Here is an 18,965-nt window from a genome sequence, read left to right as displayed (position 1 = left end):
TCAGCCAAGCCGTCTTCACTTGGCCTTTAAGGAATTATTCTTTAGAAAATTTGGTCGTCCTTTCCGTTAATTTATTGAAGTGTCGGATGATTTCGCCTTCCACCATATAAATGACATCCTCGGCGATGTTGGTCGCGTGATCGGCCACCCGCTCCAGATAACGGGAGGCGGAAAGTAGCTGGATCAAGCTGTTCAAATGCTCGGGGTTTTTTTTTATCTCGGCTTCAATCAGGGTAAAAACCTCCCGGTTCATCGCATCGACTTCATCGTCCGCCTGGCACACCTGCCGCGCAAGTTTCACGTCCTGATTGACCAGAGCATCCAGACTGCCCTTGAGCATGATTTGTGTTTTTTCGGCCATGTCCTGAAAATCGAAAGGAATATCCAACTTACTGTGCGTGGACAGATAAACCGCCCGCTCAGCGATGTTCACCGCCAGATCCCCGATTCTTTCCAGATCGTTATTGATTTTAAGGATGGAAATGATCAGCCGCAAGTCGTTGGCGACGGGCTGATGAAGTGCCAGGATCTTGAGACATTCCTCTTCAACAACCACTTCCATCTGATCAATTTCAAAATCGGAATCAATGACTTTTAAAGCCAGGACAGAGTCTCTTTGCGTCAGAGATCTCGCCGCTCGCTGAACGCTGGCCTCTACACTCGCCCCCAAAGACAGAATCTTTTCCTTGAGGTTTTCAATTTCCTTTTCCAGATGTTTGGGATGTCTTGCCATAATCATCGTCCTCTTTATTTATCCGAATCGTCCGGTAATATAATCTTCAGTTTCTTTTTTCTTCGGTTTGGTGAACATGCGGTCGGTGAGCCCAAACTCCATCAAATTCCCCAACAGCATGAACCCTGTAAAATCGGCGATTCGAGACGCCTGCTGCATGTTGTGGGTCACAATAACAATCGTATACTTCTCTTTCAGCTCGAAGGCTAACTCTTCGATCTTTGCTGTCGACAAAGGGTCCAGAGCGGAGCAGGGTTCATCCATCAAAAGAACCTCCGGTTCCACCGCTATGGCGCGGGCAATGCACAGACGCTGTTGTTGCCCGCCGGATAAAGCCAGGGCGCTTTCGTTCAGACGGTCTTTAACCTCATCCCACAAGGCCACCGATTTGAGACTTTTCTCAACAATTTCCGGCAACTTGGATTTGTCTTTGAGCCCGTGGATTCTTGGACCATACGCGACATTTTCAAAAATGGTTTTTGGAAACGGATTGAATTTTTGAAAAACCATACCCACTCGCTTGCGCAACAGGCTCACGTCTTCGGACTGTCGGTGAAGATCCAAACCTCCGATCCGAATGACTCCCTCCATTCTTGCGCCCTCCACCAGATCGTTCATGCGGTTGAGACAACGCAAAAGAGTCGATTTGCCGCAGCCGGAAGGACCGATAAAGGCGGTGACCTTATTTTTCGGGATGATCATGGAAACATCATTAAGCGCCCACTTTTCACCATAGTAGAAATTCAGATTTTCGATCTCCACCATTGGATGTTCCAAACCGGGCAATCGGGGCTTCCCGATTACCGTCCTTCCTTCAGTATCAATATTTTCAGAATTGGCGTTCGAGTCTTTCATGATTTCTTTTAGTTTTATTAAAGACATATTTTTCCGATTCCCTCATTATACACCGGATACCGCCAGATTTTTTCTCAGACGGTTGCGCAGTAAAATGGCTGAAAAATTTAGCAGTAAAATGATCACAATCAGCAATAACGTGGTGGTGAATACCATCGGGCGGGCCGCATCTACATTTGGCGACTGAAACCCGACATCGTAAATATGAAACCCCAGATGCATGAACTTTCGTTCCAGGTGGATAAATGGCCAGAGGCCATCCACGGGAAGGGAGGGAGCCAGTTTCACCACGCCGGTGACCATGAGCGGCGCCACTTCCCCCGCCGCACGGGCCATCGCCAGGATCAATCCCGTGAGGATCGAAGGCATGACGGCGGGCAACACCACGCGCCAGGTCGTTTCAAACTTAGTCGCCCCCAGGGCCAAAGACGCTTCCCGAATTCCGTTTGAAACCGAGGCCAAACCCTCTTCCGTCGAAACGATCACAACCGGAACCGTCAGCAGGGCCATGGTCAAAGAGGCCCATAAAATGCCCCCCGTACCGAAGGTGGGTGTGGGTAGAGATTCGGAAAAGAAAAAACTGTCGATGGACCCACCCAAAAAATAGATAAAAAATCCGACTCCAAACACTCCAAAAACAATGGACGGAACCCCTGCCAGATTATTCACGGCAATGCGCACCGCGCTGACCATGGGACCCTGCTTTGCATATTCCCGCAAATAAAACGCCGCCAGCACACCCAGTGGAGTGGCTATCAAACTCATGACCAGGACCATCATAACTGTCCCAAAAATTGCCGGAAACACGCCTCCCTCGGTATTCGCCTCCCTGGGCTCATCGAGCACAAACTCCCACATCTTCGAGCTAAAAAATTCTATATTATCCAGCCATCCAAACGTATTCGGAGCATAAACACGGATGACCAGTGAAAGTGGAATGACCTTTTCGATGCCGCCCGCGGTCTTAAAAACAACTTCGGCCGTTTGGCTTTTTCTCAATTGATTTAAAGTGGCTTCCAGTTCCTGGTATTGTTCTTGAAACTCTTTTTCTTTGGCCTTCAGGTGATCTACTTTTTTCCCACTGGTGACCCCTTTTAACGCCAGGATTTTCAAGTCGAGACGGTTTTGTTCCAGGGAATGGTTGATGGCGCCGATATCCTTCCGGGCTACCTTCTTGATCTTTTTGTAAATATTCGTGGCAGCGGGCAGAAGCTCCCGAATCGCGGTCATGCCTTTTTCCGGTCCCGCAGCGATAATTTTACCCTGGTCCCGTACTTCCTTAATGTACCCGTAAAAATTGCCCCATTCCCTTCTTTCCACCACCACCGAATCATCAGATTTTTGCGTGGATTGAATCGCATCTTCGTCGATCCACAAAAAATCCGCCCCGCCAATATCACGATTTCCCTGCTTGACCTGAATCCTGTGTTTTGGAAGTGCTTCTGGATTATCCGGCTTGGGGATGGCTTCGCGCCCGGTCACCTCTCCTAAAATGGTGCGCCCGTCCTGCAAATAAAAGCTGACCGTTTCGCGTGGCCAGAAAAATTGTGCGGCGTTGAAAAAAATAGCGAACAACAAACCCGCCACCAAAATCAAGGAGAAAGCCAGGCCCGCGCCCGACAACCAGATAAACACATCGCCTTTTCGCCAGACTTTTTTGAAGGCAGTCATCATAGGACGCGATACCTCTTTCTCAATCGCAATCGCACCAATTCCGCAACCGTATTGATTAAAAATGTCAGGACAAACAGCAAAAACGCCGCCAGAAATAGAAGTCTGAAAAGAGTTCCGCCCTCTGGCGCTTCCGGTAGCTCCACGGCAATGTTGGCGGACAAGGCCCGAAACCCGTTAAACATGCTCCATTCCATGATGGGAGTATTCCCTGTGGCCATGAGCACGATCATGGTTTCCCCGACTGCACGTCCAAAACCGATCATCACCGCTGAAAATATCCCAGGGCTGGCTGTCGGAAGAATCACCTGCAATGCTGTTTGCCAGGGCGTGGCACCCAATGCAAGGGAGGAGGCTCGCAAATGTTCGGGAACATTGGATAGTGAGTCTTCAGTGATGGTGAATATGATGGGAATGACGGCAAACCCCATCGCCAGCCCCACCACCAGTGCGTTTCTCTGGTCATAGGTCACACTAAAAACTTCGTTCAGCCAGGTGTGGTAATCTCCAAACAAAAATTGCGCCTCTACGACTTGACCGATGTAAAAGGACAGCAGGCCACCGAAAAAAGTTAATGGAACCAGCAAAGTAATTTCCCGCCCGATGGGGATTTTACTTTTGAGCTTGTCTGACACTTCATAAAACAAAAGAGCCACCAGAACGATTCCCGCGACCACAACCGGCATGAGGATGACCCCAGGCAATAACCGCTCCACTTCGGGCGCGATCAATAAGGCGGCGAAAAAACCCAGCACCACGCTCGGCAGCGCCGCCATGAGTTCGATGGTCGGCTTCACGATGCCCTTGAGCCGGCGATGCATGAATTGCGACGTATAAAAAGCCCCTAAAATGGCAAGCGGGACCGCAAACAACATGGCGTATAGAGTTCCCTTTAACGTACCGAAGATCAGGGGAACCAGGCTTAATTTTGATTCAAAGGCATCCGACCCCCCCGTTGATTGCCACACATACTCGGGATCTTCATAGCCTTCATACCAAATTTTTCCAAAAATAGATTTGAGCGTGATTTGCGGATACGGGTTGTTCAGGGTCCAGTTAAAAATAGTTCCCTCTGAACCCACCGCTAAAATGCCATCCGCTTTGCGAGACAATGCCAACGCTATAAAAGGCGACCCTGTTGGGTTCGGGAGAGTCAATTGGGTTTCGCCGGTGGTCCCGTAATGGACCCGGATTTCATTTCCCGTTCCTGTTAGAAAACCTTTGGTTCTCAGCGATGAGGCGAATAATGTCGTCGGTTCCGAGTGTGGGTCAAAATCATAAATCTTACGTAAGCGGGTCTTTTCGCCTTTAACCTTCAACCATTGCAAGGAGCTGACTCCCCCCTCGGAATCCCCTACGATCAACGTGTAATCGCCTAAAATAAAATTCATGTCGGTGACCGCCACATCAGAGCCGCGAGTCGCCGCCATAGTTTCGATTGTGCTTGCGTCATCCTCTTCCATGCTGGCTCGAAGGATCTGCCCTGATGTTGTTCCAACAAAAAGAGCATCCTCTATCGAGTGGAAAACCATCGCGGAAATTTCCCCCTTAACCGGAAAGGCCAGAGATTCCAGTGTGGTTTCCTTTTTCGTTGTTCCCATCATGGTCCGGCGCTCTTCGATTCTTGCCACAGCAATTTTCCCGGAACCTGCAACCGCCGCAATGGAATAGCCATTTTCAGATCGGACATGCACCAGTTGTTCGATGGGTTGTCCGTCTTCTCGTATCAACAGGGGCTCAAGAGGCTTTAGCCCTGGTTCAACAGTACGGGAGTCCCCTGAATAAATAGTTTCAAATTCCACCTGCACCGGCAATACGCTTCCATCGGAAAGCCCTAAAACCAAAAACCCGTCAACGGAAGAAGAAACCGCCGTCACCCGGGCATTGGATAATTCGGAAAGTGAAATGGCAGGAAGCGGTTTTTTATTTTCCAGAGAATAAAAATGAATCCCCGATTCGTTGACGATGTAGGCCACTTCCCGGTACTCATCGACACCCACAGCCTGAGGGGCAGATTTCTCCTGCGTGGCCAGAGTTCCCTCCAGCACAATGGTGGGCGGCGTGAACAGGGGATAAAATTCCGCAACGATGACAAAAAGGATGGCGAGAATGCAACCTATAATGGTCCATCCTCCCAGGGTCACAAGATACCTCGCCAGACGATCCGCAAAGAGACGTTTCTTGAGTCCCCCTCTCAAAAATAAACCCCGGTCCGCAGTATCAGACAACGGACCAGGGTCGATGGTGATTTCCTTACTGTTCATTATTTTAGTTGGTCATTCCTGCTGAGCCTGCGATCACTTTCAGATCTTCTTCAGCGACTGCGTTGGCAATGGGGAAATACCCGCCTTTAACAACCACTTCCTGACCTTCTTTCGAAAGAACCATTTTCAGGAACTCGAGGGTCAAAGGGTCCAGAGGTTTTCCAGGGGCTTTATTCACATAGACATAAAGGAACCGGGCCAGCGGATAGTCTCCAGCGAGGGCATTTGCCGCTGTGGGTTCAACATAGCGGGAACCCTTTTCGGCCAATGGTAATGCCCGGACACCAGCGGTTTTATAGCCGATGCCGCTATAGCCCATCGCGAACCGGTCAACACTCACGCTTTGCACGACAGACGCGGAGCCGGGTTGTTCTTTCACTTCATCCCGGTAATCGCCTTTTTTGAGAACCAGTTCCTTGAAGAAACCATAGGTCCCGGATGCGGAATTGCGCCCATACAGACTGATGGATCGATTGGCCCAGTCACCCGTCAAACCAAGCTGTCCCCAGGTCTTGAGGCCGTCCAAACCCCGGCGGGCGGACTTGGAAAATGCCGCGTCCACCTCGGCAAGGTTCATGCCTTTAATGGGGTTGTCTTTGTTGACAAAAACTGCCAAAGCATCCACTGCAACTCGCACCGGAGTCGGTTTGTAGCCGAATTTCTTTTCGAATACGTCAATCTCCTTGCCCTTCATCGCCCTGGACATGGGCCCCAACTGGGCGGTGGCGGAGATCAAGGCTGGTGGAGCCGTCGAGGAGCCCTTGCCTTCCACCTGAATGTTCACGTTGGGATAGAATTCCTTGAATTTTTCCGTCCAGAAGGTCATGAGATTATTAAGGGTATCCGAACCTACGCTGTCCAGATTGCCGCTGACTCCCTGCGATTTCCCATAAGCCTTCAAGGCGGGATCTACTTTTATGGCCTCCGCCCACGCCGAACCAGTTGAAAAACCGGCTATTACGAGGGAGAGCGTTAACGCTTGAGCCACCTGTCTTAGTTTCATTTTTTTGTCCTTTTTTTGATTATTAGTGTGCCGAACTTATGTTAGGGTTTTGTTAGATTCATGTTAGAAACCCTTGAAACAACGAGTCTGAGATCCTTTATTAACTTGAAAAAGAAGCCGGGGGACATCCGAGATTGAATCCCCCCCGACCTGAAATCACCTTTGGAGGAAGGTAATCAAAAAAAATTTATCGTTCCCTTTGCCTGATCGTTTCTCTTCTCACAGGGGTCCGTGTTTTTTTAATCTCTCGGAAATAATAAAAGACCCGTATGAGGAAATGATTAGCGGAGGATGAGAAGTGCGTGATTTCAGAAAAATCAGTAAAAGGCGTATTACAGCTGCATGATCGCGGAGGAATTTTGCGGGAAGGAAGATCTAAAAATTAACTTGAAAGCGGAATTAGTAGATGTGCAAATCTCCCCGGTCCACAGCCGGTGCTCCGGTGATGTCGGCGTGCACGTAATTGAACATGATGCGGGTGTGAGGGTTCAGATACCAGTTGAGGCCGGCGGTGACGTCCTTCTCCTTCCCTCCGGCGATGCCGCCGTCATTGAGGTCGATGGTGGAAAACCGTAAGGCCATCTCTAAGGCCCCCAACCCACGGCCTTCCAGAAAATTTTTCCGTGGCTAGACCCGAGTAAACGCTCCGCGGTTATATTTTCGGTGCTCGCCAGTGAGGAAATAACTGACCATCACATAGCCTCCATTAAAATTTACACTCGAGTTACCGGACGGACGACTCACTTTGACGAGGGTGTATTCTCCCTGAATGCTGAACGAATTAAAAACTGCCGCGGCCTCCCAGCCGAATAGGTGTGCCTGTTCGGCAGAAAAGGCTCCCGTATCCACAAAGTTAACGGCCGTGAGATTTGATTCCGGCTTGGAGTCAAACTGGAGCGTGGACTCGTTGGATTCACTGAAACTGTATCCAAACCCGATATGAACCAGCTTCCTGCCTTTTTCCAGTTTTACGGGAACTGCCGTCAGCCGGGAAGTTATGCTGTAGCCGTCGTCGCTTTGAATCCGGGGCGGGTTTTCTCCTGTAGGCCGAAAAACCCCAATAGCCCAGGTGGCACGGTCTTTAAGAATGGAATCATAAAATGACGCGCCGATATTTCGAAGCGGAGCAAACGCAAGCATTAAAGAATCTTCCATGAAGGTGTCGAAATTGGAACTGGTGAAAACTTCAAGCGAAAAGGGTTCAAAAAAATGTCCCACCTGGAAATTCCCCACGAAGGGAAGTTTGGTGAGCCCCAGGTAGACATGCTTGAAAGCGGTTTGACCGACAAAATCATACTCGGCCTTGAACTTGACCCGGTTATAAAGAAGCCCCGATATAAAAAACCGGGCGCGGCGGAATTCCGCACCGCTGGCAGGTTCACTGAAGTTGGATTGAAAGGTTTCATCCGCGCTATAAAAATCATAATCCGTGTGCAGACGGCCGCCAATCATGTATTTGAATTTCTCATCGGGAGAAATAAACACAAGTCCATTTCTAAAATAGACTCGCATCTCATCATCCCTTTCCCGCAATTGCTTTTCGACCGCTTGAAGACGGCGCTCCGTGTCATCCGGGTCTGCCCATCCGCTCACAGGCAAAAACCCCGCTGCCAGGAAAAAAAAGATCAAAGCATAAACTGGTCTAGCGATTTTCATCGAACTGTTTTTTCCCTCATTGTGTGGAATCATCTTCCCACTCGTGCACCGTTTTGATCGCCTTGATATGAGCATAAACTTTCTGGCCAACAGCGATATTCAATCGGGCCAGTGATTTTCGCGTGATGGTGGCGAGAATCGGCTGACCCACATCCAGCTTGATATCGACGGAATAACGGCTTGCATCGAGAGCCCCCACCTCCATCACTTTGGCTTCCAGTATATTGAGGACACTGGTCTGGTTGTTGGGCTGGGAGGTCACGACGCTGACATCGTTGGAATGAATGTGAAGCCTAATCGCTTGCCCCACCTCGGCTAATTGCCTGGGAACATACAACTGGTGACCCATGAATTGCAAACGGGTCAGGCCAAACTCCGGCTCGTGATCCGCCACGGTCGTATCGAGAACCGCTCCCACCGCTTTTGGGTCGATATGGTTGCGAAGCTCCAGTTGGGAGAATACTTCATCGACAGGCCCCTGAGCAACCACCTTTCCCTGTTTCAAAAGCACCATGGTATCCACCAACTGCAAAATTTCACCGAGGGAATGACTGACGTAAACGATGGGAATTTGCCATTTTGTCTGCAGGCGCCGAATATAAGGCAACAGCTCGCGTTTGCGCTGAGTGTCAAGAGACGCCAGCGGTTCATCCATGAGGAGCAGTTTGGGGCTGGTGAGCAGCGCACGGCCAATCGCCACACGCTGGCCCTCGCCTCCGGAAAGAAAGTTGGGTCTGCGGTCCAGCAGATGGGCGATGTCCAGAACATCCACCACCTCGTCCAAAAAAATTCGCCGCTCCGGCGAAGGAATTCGTTTGAATCCGTAAAGCAGATTGGATCGTACACTCAAATGCGGGAACAGACGCGGCTCCTGAAATACAAGTCCGATCGAACGCTTGTGAACGGGGACGAATATTCCCTGCGCTTCGTCCTGCCAGACAGTGTCTCCAAATTTCAGGGTTCCGGTGGGCGAGCGTTCCAACCCCGCGAGACAGCGAAGCAGAGTGGTTTTCCCGGACCCAGAGGGACCGAACAAAACCGTCACGCCCTCGTCAGGAAGTTCCAGCCGGGTCTGCAAATGAAAACCGGGAAAGCGCACGTCGAAATTTGCGGATAAGTTACTCATGTGACGTGAATGGGAAGTCGCCGGTTGATGGTGTAGACGATCAACAACACCAGAAAAGAAAATACCAGCAAACCGCCAGACAGGATATGAGCCTGGGTGTAATCCATCACTTCCACGCGCTCATAAATGTCGATGGAAATGACTTTGGTTTTTCCGGGAATGCTGCCGCCAACCATCAACACCACGCCAAACTCCCCCAGAGTATGAGCGAATCCCAATACAGTGGCGGTGATGAATCCTCGCAACCCCAGAGGACAGATGACGGTCAAAAAAGCATCCCATTTGGAAGCGCGTAACGACCCCGCCGCCTCCAGAGGGAGTTTCCCCACCGCTTCAAATGATGAGTGTAATGGTTGCACCACAAAGGGAAGCGAGTACAGGGTGGAGGCGATCACCAGTCCCGTGAATGAGAAGGAAAGCGCTGAACCCGTTAATGACTTTACGGGTCCGCCGATTAAGCCGTTGGGGCCGAGGGCTATCAAAAGATAAAACCCCAATACCGTCGGCGGCAACACCAGCGGCAAAGCCACCGTAGCCTCCACATAGGTTCTGAGCCGGGAGCGGGTATGCGCCAGCCACCAGGCAATCGGCGTTCCCACCAGAAGCAGTAACACCACGGTGACGCTGGCCAGTTTCAGGGTCAATAAAATGGGACCGAGATCTATATTTGAAAATTCCATGAACCGATTTCCTTAAGGGCACCTCTAAAAATTGACTAAATGCTCCTAATCGTCAATTTAAGGAGATGGTTTTATTTTAGTGGGACAGGCGACCTGCCCTTAAATTTAAGGATAGGTCGCCCGTGCCACTGATACAAGAAATCCTTGTACAATGTTCGATTTCCTGTAATAAACTAATTTTTAGAGATGCCTTTAATTTAATTGATAGCCATAATCTATAATTATTTTCCGGGCGGTTGCGCCGCGGATGAAATCCAGCAAGGCGATGGCGGCGGGATTGCCTGCGCCGCGTTTCAATAGCACCAGATCCTGCGCAATCGGGTCGTGAAGATCGGTCGGAACGTCCCAGCGACTGCCCTTAAATTTATTTTTCGGGTCCAGAACCTGAGACAACGCCACAAACCCCAACTCCGCATTGCCGGTGGCGACAAACTGAAACGTCTGGCCGATATTTTCTCCCTGCACCACTTTGCCCTGAAGTTGATCCCAGACTCCGAGTTTTTTAAGCGTCTCAAAAGCCGCCCGGCCATAAGGAGCGCCTTTTGGATTGGCCATCGCCAGGAAATTAAAATTTTTATTTTGAAAAATTTTTGCTCCTTCCCCATTAATTTGGCGAGGATCCCGGCTCCATAACGTGAGTTGACCGATCGCATAAGTGAAGCGGGAACCGGGAACCGCAAACCCTTCTTCCTCCAACAAGCGCGGACGCAAATCGTCCGCGGCCAGCAACAGGTCAAACGGAGCGCCGTTTTTGATCTGGACATAAAGCTTGCCCGTAGAACCCGGAATCACCACCACACGGTGACCGGTCTCCTGCTCAAAGTGACGTGCAATCGCTTTCAGCGGATTGATAAAATTGGACGCCACCGCCACATGGACTTCTCCCGCCTGGGCGGAAGTATAAACACCACTGAGTGGGAATATCATTATTATGAATAAAACAAAACGCATACACCCTCGCAAACTAATAAGTCAGTTTTAAACGTTATGTATATAAAAGCATAACGAAATCCAGGGCCATATTCAACAAAATATAACGAAATGTCAATAAAAATGGCTTGGCTGAGGATAAATCAGGAAGCGAGTAAAGCCTTATAAATAAATACTAAGGTGTCAAAAACCTCACTTGCGAACAAATAGAATATGCCGAAATTAGCGAGGAAACAAAATTCCCGGATTACTTAAAAGTCACATGGGCCGACGAAGATACTTTTACCTGCGAAATGGTGAAAAAGGATGAAGAACCGGAAAGCTAGGAATGGTAGAAAAAGCTAGTTTCAAGAGGTCTCGGATTGGAACGGGGAATTCAAGTGTCCTTTCTCAGAAAAAATCCTACCTATGATCCCACGATTTTTAATTTTAAACGCACCCCTCTTAAAATCCCCCTAACCCCTGTGATATTTAACATTAGCTCTCATGCCCGGCACGGGTACTTTACAAAGGGGGAATAAAGAGGCTCCCCCTTCCATGAAGGGGGCGGGGGGGGATTTGTAAAAATACCCATTCGGACAGGATACTACGATTCAACCAAAAAACGATTGCTCAAATAAGACCGACCGAGGGTTCTTAAGGGCACCTCTAAAAATTGACTAAATGTTCTTATATCGTCAATTCAAAGAAGTGTCTTTGTTATAGTGGGACAGGCTTTCCAGCCTGTCCGCACGGGCTGGAAAGGCGGAATTAAATTCCGCACTTCCGCATAAAATTTAAGGATAGGTCGCCCGTGCCACTGATTTAAGAAACTCTTTACAATGTTCAATTCCCTTTTAAAAACTAATTTTTAGAGGTGCCCTTAAATTTTCGGAAGAGTGATTGAGAAGGTACTGCCCTTGCCCAGGGTGCTGTCGGCTTTGACGGAACCTTTGTGGACCTGGGCGATATGTTTGACGATGGCGAGGCCGAGGCCCGTGCCTCCCAGATCCCGGCTGCGGGCCTGATCGACCCGGTAAAATCTCTCGAACAGACGCGGCAAATGGTCTTTACCGATGCCATTCCCAAAATCGCGAACCCGGATGACGATCGTATTATCTTGTTGTTCGCCCACAACCTCCACCCGTTTTTCTTGTCCGCTGTATTTCACGGCGTTGTCCACCAGGTTGACAACCGCCTGCTCGATCAGTTGCCGATTGATTTTTATCTTAATATTATCAGCGCAGAGCAAATCGATGGTTGCACTCTGCTGGGCGGCGCGGTTGGAACAAGCCTGAATCGCGGACTGCAACACATTATTTAATTCCACTTCTTCCATTTGCAGGACAAAATGATCGGGGTCCTGCTCCAGCTTGGACAGGCTGAGCAGGTCGTCAATAATGGCATTCAACCGATCCACCTGCCTTCCAATAATATCCAGAAACCGCAGGGCGTCTTTTTGATTGTTGATCGCCCCTTTCATGAGAGTATCCACAAACCCCTTGATGGCCGTGATCGGGGTCTTGATTTCATGCGAGACATTGGCGACAAAATCGCGGCGCATATTCTCCAGCCGCCGGAGCCTCGTCACGTCATTCAATACAATCAACGCGCCGATTCTATTGTCACTGGCGTCCTTCAAGACCGTTCCACGCGCTTGCAGATTCCGCTCCTGGGGGCCTTGTAAAACAAAATCCGTCTCCACCACTTCCCGGCTGTTCAGGGCTTTTTTCACAAACTTCTGAAGCTCGTTATTGCGGACCAACTCTTGAACGCTTTTCCTCCTAAAATTCTTAATATCGACACCAATCAATTGCGCCGCCGCCTGGTTCATACTGATAAAGCGCTCTGCCACATCCACGGAGAACACCCCCTCGACCATACTGAAGAGTACCGCTTCGCGTTCGTTGCGCTCCTCGGTAATACCGCGGATGCGGTAGTCCAGCTGTCGGGCCATTTGGTTGAGAGCTTCTCCCAACCCGGCAATCTCCAAAGAGCCGGAAACCGGAATTTTTCCGGGAACGCCTCCTCGGGCGAATTCTTCCGCCGCCTTTTTCATCAATTCCAAGGGCCGGCTGATTCGCCGTGAAACGCCGAGGCTGACGATCGCGGCAAACAGAGCCACGGCCAATGCTCCCCAGGCAATTTTGATCTCGATCGACCGGAGTGCGTTATCTATAAAGGTGATCGAAAGAGAGGTTCGCACCACGCCAATAATCTTCCCCTCACTCTTGACCGGGATGGCCAGGTACATCATCTTTTTCTGGAGGGTATGACTGAAACGAACCGACACGCCTCTGTTACCAGAAAGAGATTCCTTAATTTCCGGACGGTCTCCGTGGTTATCCATACGCGCCGGGTCTTCGTGGGAATCGCCAAGCACCTCGCCTGTGGGTTGAATCAGGGTCACGCGCATGGAAGCACTCTTGCCCACTTCCTTGCTCAGGGAATCGAGCCGCGATTTATCTTTTTCGGAAAATTGGTCTGCAACCAGGCGTTCCACCAGCCGGGCCCGAACTTCGAGATCCATCGAGGTCCGATCGTAATAAAATTCTTGCAGAGAACTCAGCGCATACCACCCGATGGAAATCAAAGCCAACAGGGTGATCAGCAGATAGGTTGGATAAAGCTGCCACAAGAGCCTTTTTTTGACCATAACTATTCCTTGAACCGGTAACCCACTCCGCGAACGGTTTCGATGCGTCCCGCCGCGGATGCCAGTTTTTTACGCAACCCCACCACCTGAAAATCCACCGAACGCTCGGTGACTGCATAATCATCTCCCCTTACGGCTTCCACGATCTGATAGCGGGTGAACACCCACCCAGGCCGGCCCGCAAGAAACTGGAGAATACTGAATTCGGTGAAGGTCAAAGAAATGGGTTGTCCATTCACCAGCACCTCATGGCGACCGGGATGGATTTCCAGTTCAGGAAATCGCAAGACTTCTTCCTCTTTGGGAGGACCGTTTTTGCCTCTCCTGAGAACGGCACGCACCCGGGTCACAAATACTTTCAGGTTGAAAGGCTTGGTCACATAATCATCGGCGCCAAGCTCCAGGCCGGCAACAATGTCCGATTCATCTCCCTTGGCGGTGAGCATGATGATGGGGATATGCGCCGTCGTCGCATCCTGCTTCATCCTTCGGCAGACTTCCAATCCATCGACTCCGGGTAACATCAAATCCAGCACCATCAGATCGGGAAGCTGTGACCTTGCGGTTTTCAAGGCATCCTCCCCGGAACCCACACAGGTGACGTTATACAATTCGCTGGCAAGATTGTAACGGATCAGCTCTTGAATGTCCTTTTCGTCCTCGACAACCAAAATGTTTTCTCTAGACATAACCGGCTCTATTTGCTCGTTGGTTTTATGAAAGCGTTCAGGCTTTTGCAATGACTTCATAAGACAGTGCTTCAATGAGAAACATGTTAGCACTAAATGAGATTAATATCAGATCTCTCATATCAACACTTTCATTATAATGAAAAATCTCTTTATAATCATTTAAAGTCTAAAGTTTCAATAATTTCAGCCGATCTAATGATTGGGTTATTGTTTGCAAAAAATACCTTGTAGCCAGAAGTCACATAACTCTCCAAACATCGGCGTCATTGGTACCGGCTCCTCATGAAAACAGAAATCATTCAAACCCAGACGGTTCTTCAAACCGTTAGCGGCAAATCCTGCAAAGATTGCGACGAGGAAGAAGCGCAAAAAAAGCTTCTGGAGCAGAGGCTAACAGAAGAAGACCGAGTCTCTCTTTCCGGTGTCTCACCGCTTGCGGCAAGGCTCGCTTCCCATACCTCTGAAGGTGGGCTGGAAAATAACGGCGAAGGTGAAAATAGCGGAACGAAAAATCAGGTTACCCCGCGCACCGAAGCGGACCTTTCTCAAGAAGAAAGGCAGGCTCTGACCGAACTCAAAACCCGCGATCGGGAAGTGCGGGCTCACGAACAGGCGCATCTGGCCGCCGCCGGACCGTACGCCAAAGGCCCGCCATCCTTCGAATTTCAAACCGGCCCCGACGGCAAACCTTATGCTGTGGGTGGAGAAGTTCGGATCGACACGTCTGAAGTCTCTGGAAACCCCCAGGCCACGCTCACCAAGGCGCAGACCATCAAACGCGCCGCCACGGCTCCCGCGAATCCTTCCGCGCAGGATAGGCAAGTGGCCGCCCAGGCATCCCGTATGGAAGCCGAAGCCCGCAAGGAAATTCGCGAACAACGGACCGAAGAAACTGAATCGACAACTCCTGCATCAGGCGCCGGGGCAACCACGCCCATAAAAGAGGCTCAGCAAACTTCCGAAACGTCACGACCTGCCAAGCCTAACTCCCGAATTCAGAATATCTTTGAAAATTTCTCTGACACCACGGGAAAAGGCAATCTTCTCGATATCGTTTCCTGAAGAAATTCACTCAATGGTTCCCTGGACATCATTGAAAACAAAAAAAGGGCTTACGGTCAAAACCGTAAACCCTGTTTCTAATAAAATGGCGGGGCCGACGAGACTCGAACTCGCGACCTCCGGCGTGACAGGCCGGCGTTCTAACCAACTGAACTACGACCCCGCAATTTTATTCTTTATTATCTGATCGTGATAAATAATACCAGAATTCTTTCTAATACTATCTAAAGAACTCGAACAATCTTTGATCTTCCTTTGGTTTTGGCGACCCCTTTGCCTGCTATGCAAAATAAGTGCGCCTGGACCAAAAGGTCAAAATGGTGGGCGAAACAGGGCTCGAACCTGTGACCCTCGGCTTGTAAGGCCGATGCTCTCCCAGCTGAGCTATTCGCCCATTATGAAATTTCCCGCAACATCAAGTTGCCAAAACAGAAACAGGAAGGGGGAAGTATAGTAACGTGTTATTTTTCTGTCAAGAAAATTCATCGACCTGCCCAATTCTCTATATGTTTTAAACCAAAATTGTCAGATAACACTATAAATGATTGACACCTATTTTCCATCAATATATGATGATCGCCAAGGAAGTTCTTTTCTCGATTCTGCGCCAATCACATTTCACGTTTTATTTTTTCCCGGGGTACCCCCCCCCTCTTTTCCAAGAGTGATGATAACAGACATGAGAAAAAAAATTTTATCCTTTCTGGAAACCCTTCCGGTCAAGGAACTCAAACAGTTCAGACGGGTCCTGGACCAAATTATCCAGAACAAACTCAATACCGAATTGAGGAGAAGAAGCGGCCAGCGAGCCAAGGTGAGAATCTCCGCGACAGCTAACATAGAAAGAGAGTCGGAGTTTTTTCACAAGGAACATCGAATCACAATCCGCGATTTATCTACCAGCGGGCTGCTCTTCACAACGGAAGCCCCGATCATCAATAACGATATTCTGGCTGTCACATTTCGCTCCCCCTCCAACGGAGAACAACGAAGCATCAATTGTCAGGCGGTTCGCGTAAAAGAGAACCATCAGCATTCTCATTGGGAATACGAGGTCGGAGCCAAATCTGTGGACAGACAAGTTGTGCGTGCCTATAGAGAAATGCTTAAAAAACCGTGGTAGATTTTAAATTTCTTTTTCAATAAACTCTCCCTCAATCACAGTTCTCTCTTGATCGGGGACCAGGAACTCAACCCTAAAATATTATGGCCATTTCCAATATCTTTTCGCACTTGGTCGAGCTGACCAGCAACGTTACAAACGCTTACACAACGGCTTTGTATTCCGCGAATCGTAAAGAGGAAACTTTTTCTCTGCGGGAACATTTTTCCTTAAACCCGAATCTCACCCTTAAAGCAAAAATCCCGTTCACTCACGGCCCCATCCACAAGGCCATTAAAAGTAAAATGCCGATGGTCATCGATCACTTCGATACCGAAGCCGACGAACTGGATATTTTTAATAGCACTGAGAATTTGAAAAGCTTTCTTATCGTCCCCGTCATTCATGATGATATTGAGGGGGTGCTGGTGATAGCCACAAAAGATGCTTACAGCTTTTCCCCCAAGCTGCAAAAAATCGTCAGTGGATTTGCGGAACAAATCGCATGGCACCTGTTTCAGGAAAGACCGTCGCCCGCCGAGGGGAACAAAGCGTGCTTTCCATACGGACAATGAACACCTATTTACGATTCCTTGCCGACTCACAGGACCAGGCCGCGATTGCCAGACGTCTGATCGAAATCCCTCCGTCCATCCTGATTTGCGACGCCCTCGCCGTCATCTGGTTCAACGGCAATAGTTTTGGGAAAGTTCAAGAGCATCGAGGGTTTCAGGAAGACCCTTCACATTACACCGTGGTTCAAGGAGCTGGAATTATCGGCGCCTGCGCCCAAAGCTCCACTCCTATTATATCAACTGCCTTCGACAACAACCTGATGACTTTGTTTTCTGACCAGGAAAAAACAGAGCCTTTCAAGTCCGTCGCCGCAGTACCCCTCCAGCAAAATAACCGTTTACTGGGCGTGCTGGTTTGCGCCTCTTTGACCCCTGACGGATTGTCGCAACCGGAACTGGATACCCTGTCCATGATCGCCTCGGCAGCTGCGACTTCTCAGGTTTTCACCGAAAAGAAGAGCGCACCGGACAATGATAAAAACCGCGACCCGATCACCGGTGTTTACAATCATCGGTTTTTGATCCACCGCCAGCAGGCAATCTCCGAGAAAATTTTTGATGGAACGTTGCCAGTGCATTTCCTGTCCGTGCAATTGACCAATTTGCCCTCAATTTATGAAACCCATGGGATCCAACTTGGCGATTCCCTGTTACGGGGCATGGTTTCTTTATTTACCAAAAGGATTCCATCACCAAAAAATATATTTAAATATTCCGACAACTCATTTCTGATCATGATATTGAAGAGAAACCGTGAAGAAGTGGATTCTATCGAGTCTCATCTAAGAGATATATTCGACAACAAACCTTTATCGATCAACGGCACCTCCTTACAGGTACACACCGAATGGGGTCTTGCTTCCTACCCGGATGAGGGAAAAAACCTCCTCGACATCATCAGTCTTGCGTGGGTCCGAACCTCTCAACAACTGAAAGTGACAATATAAATGGTTAATTTTATGAATAGAGTTTTTGGCTGGTTTTCGTCCGATCTGGCCATGGACCTTGGAACCGCCAATACCCTGATTTACGCCAAAGGCCGTGGCATTGTCCTTGATGAACCTTCTATCGTAGCTGTTGACACCCGAAACGGGGGAGTGGAAGCCGTGGGTCTAAAGGCCAAACAAATGCACGGCAGAACCCACGCCCGCCTGGAAACCATCCGGCCCATGAAAGATGGAGTGATCGCCGACTTCGACATCACCAATACCATGATCAGTTATTTCATCAAAAAGGTGTTGAAAAATCACCGGTTCATCAAGCCCAGAATGGTTGTGGGAATTCCCTCGTGCATCACCCAGGTGGAAAAAAAGGCCGTGATCGACGCGTCCATCATGGCCGGGGTGCGCGAGGTCCATCTGGTGGAAGAACCCATGGCCGCCGCTATCGGCGTTGGCATTCCGGCCCAAAAACCCGAAGGCAATATGGTGATCGATATCGGCGGTGGCACAACCGACGTGGCTGTCGTCTCCCTTTCAGCTATCGCTTATGGAGAATCGGTCCGCCTGGCCGGTGACGAAATCGACGAGGCGATCGTGCGCTATATGCGGCTCAACCATCACCTGAATATCGGCGTTTTTGAAGGCGAGCGTGTAAAAATACAGGTCGGAAGCGCGTATCCCCTCCTGGAAAAACTGACCACGGAAGTCAAAGGACTCAATGTAAAAACCGGGGTTCCCATGTCCATTGTTATTGATGACGAAGAAATCCGTGAAGCGATGAAAGAGCCTCTGGCCACCATCATTGCCGTCGTGCTCCGGGCTCTGGAAAAGGTTCCGCCTGAATTGTCCGCGGATATCCATTCAAACGGCATCTACCTGACGGGCGGCGGCGCTCTCATCCGGGGACTGGACAAACTGGTCGAAGAAAAAACCACCCTCAAGGTTTATACTCCGGAAGACCCTCTGCTAAGCATCTGCAAAGGCGCCGGCGCCATCCTGGATAATTTTTACGAAATGAAAAAAGTTTGCATCAATTGATG

Annotated in this window: 15 protein-coding genes, 2 tRNA genes and 1 pseudogene; 5 read left to right on the top strand and 13 right to left on the bottom strand. The window is 49.6% G+C overall.

Features of this window, described 5'->3' with window-relative positions; genetic code table 11:
• Positions 1-34: 34 nt before the first annotated feature.
• The 11 genes and pseudogenes from phoU to O3C58_03335 form a co-directional block, all read right to left on the bottom strand.
• Entirely contained in the window at positions 35-733 is a 699-nt protein-coding gene (gene phoU, locus O3C58_03385; GenBank protein MDA0690904.1) for a phosphate signaling complex protein PhoU, read from the bottom strand.
• Between the two features lie 18 nt (positions 734-751).
• A complete protein-coding gene (gene pstB / locus O3C58_03380; protein ID MDA0690903.1) occupies positions 752-1,498 on the bottom strand; it encodes a phosphate ABC transporter ATP-binding protein PstB in 747 nt (248 codons plus the stop codon).
• 135 nt (positions 1,499-1,633) lie between these two features.
• Entirely contained in the window at positions 1,634-3,259 is a 1,626-nt protein-coding gene (gene pstA / locus O3C58_03375; GenBank protein MDA0690902.1) for a phosphate ABC transporter permease PstA, read from the bottom strand.
• Positions 3,259-5,523 (bottom strand): ABC transporter permease subunit, encoded by a 2,265-nt coding sequence (locus O3C58_03370; protein MDA0690901.1) that lies wholly within the window; start codon positions 5,521-5,523, stop codon positions 3,259-3,261. The genes pstA and O3C58_03370 overlap by 1 nt, the downstream gene beginning before the upstream one ends.
• A gap of 4 nt (positions 5,524-5,527) precedes the next feature.
• Complete coding sequence (locus tag O3C58_03365; protein ID MDA0690900.1) at positions 5,528-6,526, bottom strand: phosphate ABC transporter substrate-binding protein PstS family protein; 999 nt, start codon at positions 6,524-6,526, stop codon at positions 5,528-5,530.
• 399 nt (positions 6,527-6,925) lie between these two features.
• A pseudogene (locus tag O3C58_03360) lies at positions 6,926-7,978 on the bottom strand (porin).
• Positions 7,979-8,198: 220 nt separating this feature from the next.
• Positions 8,199-9,308: a molybdenum ABC transporter ATP-binding protein gene (gene modC, locus O3C58_03355; protein MDA0690899.1), complete on the bottom strand. Its 1,110-nt coding sequence runs from the start codon at positions 9,306-9,308 to the stop codon at positions 8,199-8,201.
• Positions 9,305-9,988 carry a molybdate ABC transporter permease subunit gene (modB, locus tag O3C58_03350; protein ID MDA0690898.1) on the bottom strand — a complete coding sequence of 228 codons (684 nt, stop codon included), beginning with the start codon at positions 9,986-9,988 and terminating at the stop codon, positions 9,305-9,307. Before modB ends, modC begins: the two co-directional genes overlap by 4 nt.
• Positions 9,989-10,180: 192 nt before the next feature.
• Positions 10,181-10,939 (bottom strand): molybdate ABC transporter substrate-binding protein, encoded by a 759-nt coding sequence (modA, locus tag O3C58_03345; protein ID MDA0690897.1) that lies wholly within the window; start codon positions 10,937-10,939, stop codon positions 10,181-10,183.
• 841 nt (positions 10,940-11,780) lie between these two features.
• A complete protein-coding gene (locus tag O3C58_03340; protein ID MDA0690896.1) occupies positions 11,781-13,553 on the bottom strand; it encodes an ATP-binding protein in 1,773 nt (590 codons plus the stop codon).
• A 2-nt stretch (positions 13,554-13,555) separates the two neighbouring features.
• On the bottom strand, positions 13,556-14,242 hold the full coding sequence (locus O3C58_03335) for a response regulator transcription factor (protein MDA0690895.1): 687 nt from the start codon (positions 14,240-14,242) through the stop codon (positions 13,556-13,558).
• 285 nt (positions 14,243-14,527) lie between these two features.
• On the opposite strand from O3C58_03335, the gene O3C58_03330 reads away from it, so the two are divergent.
• The gene (locus tag O3C58_03330) at positions 14,528-15,307 is read left to right on the top strand and encodes a putative metalloprotease CJM1_0395 family protein (GenBank protein ID MDA0690894.1); all 780 of its coding nucleotides are present in this window, start codon (positions 14,528-14,530) and stop codon (positions 15,305-15,307) included.
• An 86-nt stretch (positions 15,308-15,393) separates the two neighbouring features.
• Here the strand turns inward: O3C58_03330 and O3C58_03325 are convergent.
• Positions 15,394-15,470, bottom strand: a tRNA-Asp gene (locus tag O3C58_03325).
• A gap of 155 nt (positions 15,471-15,625) precedes the next feature.
• A tRNA-Val gene (locus O3C58_03320) sits at positions 15,626-15,701 on the bottom strand.
• Between the two features lie 285 nt (positions 15,702-15,986).
• On the opposite strand from O3C58_03320, the gene O3C58_03315 reads away from it, so the two are divergent.
• The 4 genes from O3C58_03315 to O3C58_03300 all read left to right on the top strand — a co-directional run bounded on the left by O3C58_03315 (position 15,987) and on the right by O3C58_03300 (position 18,963).
• On the top strand, positions 15,987-16,430 hold the full coding sequence (locus O3C58_03315; protein MDA0690893.1) for a PilZ domain-containing protein: 444 nt from the start codon (positions 15,987-15,989) through the stop codon (positions 16,428-16,430).
• 83 nt (positions 16,431-16,513) lie between these two features.
• A complete protein-coding gene (locus O3C58_03310; GenBank protein MDA0690892.1) occupies positions 16,514-16,984 on the top strand; it encodes a GAF domain-containing protein in 471 nt (156 codons plus the stop codon).
• On the top strand, positions 16,915-17,931 hold the full coding sequence (locus tag O3C58_03305) for a diguanylate cyclase (protein MDA0690891.1): 1,017 nt from the start codon (positions 16,915-16,917) through the stop codon (positions 17,929-17,931). Before O3C58_03310 ends, O3C58_03305 begins: the two co-directional genes overlap by 70 nt.
• Positions 17,932-17,943: 12 nt before the next feature.
• Positions 17,944-18,963: a rod shape-determining protein gene (locus O3C58_03300; GenBank protein ID MDA0690890.1), complete on the top strand. Its 1,020-nt coding sequence runs from the start codon at positions 17,944-17,946 to the stop codon at positions 18,961-18,963.
• The last annotated feature ends 2 nt before the right edge of the window (positions 18,964-18,965 follow it).

The sequence above is a fragment of the Nitrospinota bacterium genome (genome assembly GCA_027619975.1).
Taxonomy (GTDB): domain Bacteria; phylum Nitrospinota; class Nitrospinia; order Nitrospinales; family VA-1; genus JADFGI01.
The sequence above is the reverse complement of the archived record's forward strand: the minus strand, read 5'-3'. Positions and strand labels throughout refer to the sequence as shown.

Coding starts and splice junctions, on each gene's coding strand:
- O3C58_03310 (MDA0690892.1), top strand. CDS start 16,514: ATGGCCATTTCCAATATCTTTTCGCACTTGGTCGAGCTGACCAGCAAC.
- O3C58_03340 (MDA0690896.1), bottom strand. CDS start 13,553: ATGGTCAAAAAAAGGCTCTTGTGGCAGCTTTATCCAACCTATCTGCTG.
- O3C58_03315 (MDA0690893.1), top strand. CDS start 15,987: ATGAGAAAAAAAATTTTATCCTTTCTGGAAACCCTTCCGGTCAAGGAA.
- modC (MDA0690899.1), bottom strand. CDS start 9,308: ATGAGTAACTTATCCGCAAATTTCGACGTGCGCTTTCCCGGTTTTCAT.
- O3C58_03335 (MDA0690895.1), bottom strand. CDS start 14,242: ATGTCTAGAGAAAACATTTTGGTTGTCGAGGACGAAAAGGACATTCAA.
- O3C58_03365 (MDA0690900.1), bottom strand. CDS start 6,526: ATGAAACTAAGACAGGTGGCTCAAGCGTTAACGCTCTCCCTCGTAATA.
- O3C58_03305 (MDA0690891.1), top strand. CDS start 16,915: ATGGCACCTGTTTCAGGAAAGACCGTCGCCCGCCGAGGGGAACAAAGC.
- phoU (MDA0690904.1), bottom strand. CDS start 733: ATGGCAAGACATCCCAAACATCTGGAAAAGGAAATTGAAAACCTCAAG.
- modA (MDA0690897.1), bottom strand. CDS start 10,939: ATGCGTTTTGTTTTATTCATAATAATGATATTCCCACTCAGTGGTGTT.
- O3C58_03330 (MDA0690894.1), top strand. CDS start 14,528: ATGAAAACAGAAATCATTCAAACCCAGACGGTTCTTCAAACCGTTAGC.
- modB (MDA0690898.1), bottom strand. CDS start 9,988: ATGGAATTTTCAAATATAGATCTCGGTCCCATTTTATTGACCCTGAAA.
- pstB (MDA0690903.1), bottom strand. CDS start 1,498: ATGGTGGAGATCGAAAATCTGAATTTCTACTATGGTGAAAAGTGGGCG.
- pstA (MDA0690902.1), bottom strand. CDS start 3,259: ATGACTGCCTTCAAAAAAGTCTGGCGAAAAGGCGATGTGTTTATCTGG.
- O3C58_03370 (MDA0690901.1), bottom strand. CDS start 5,523: ATGAACAGTAAGGAAATCACCATCGACCCTGGTCCGTTGTCTGATACT.
- O3C58_03300 (MDA0690890.1), top strand. CDS start 17,944: ATGAATAGAGTTTTTGGCTGGTTTTCGTCCGATCTGGCCATGGACCTT.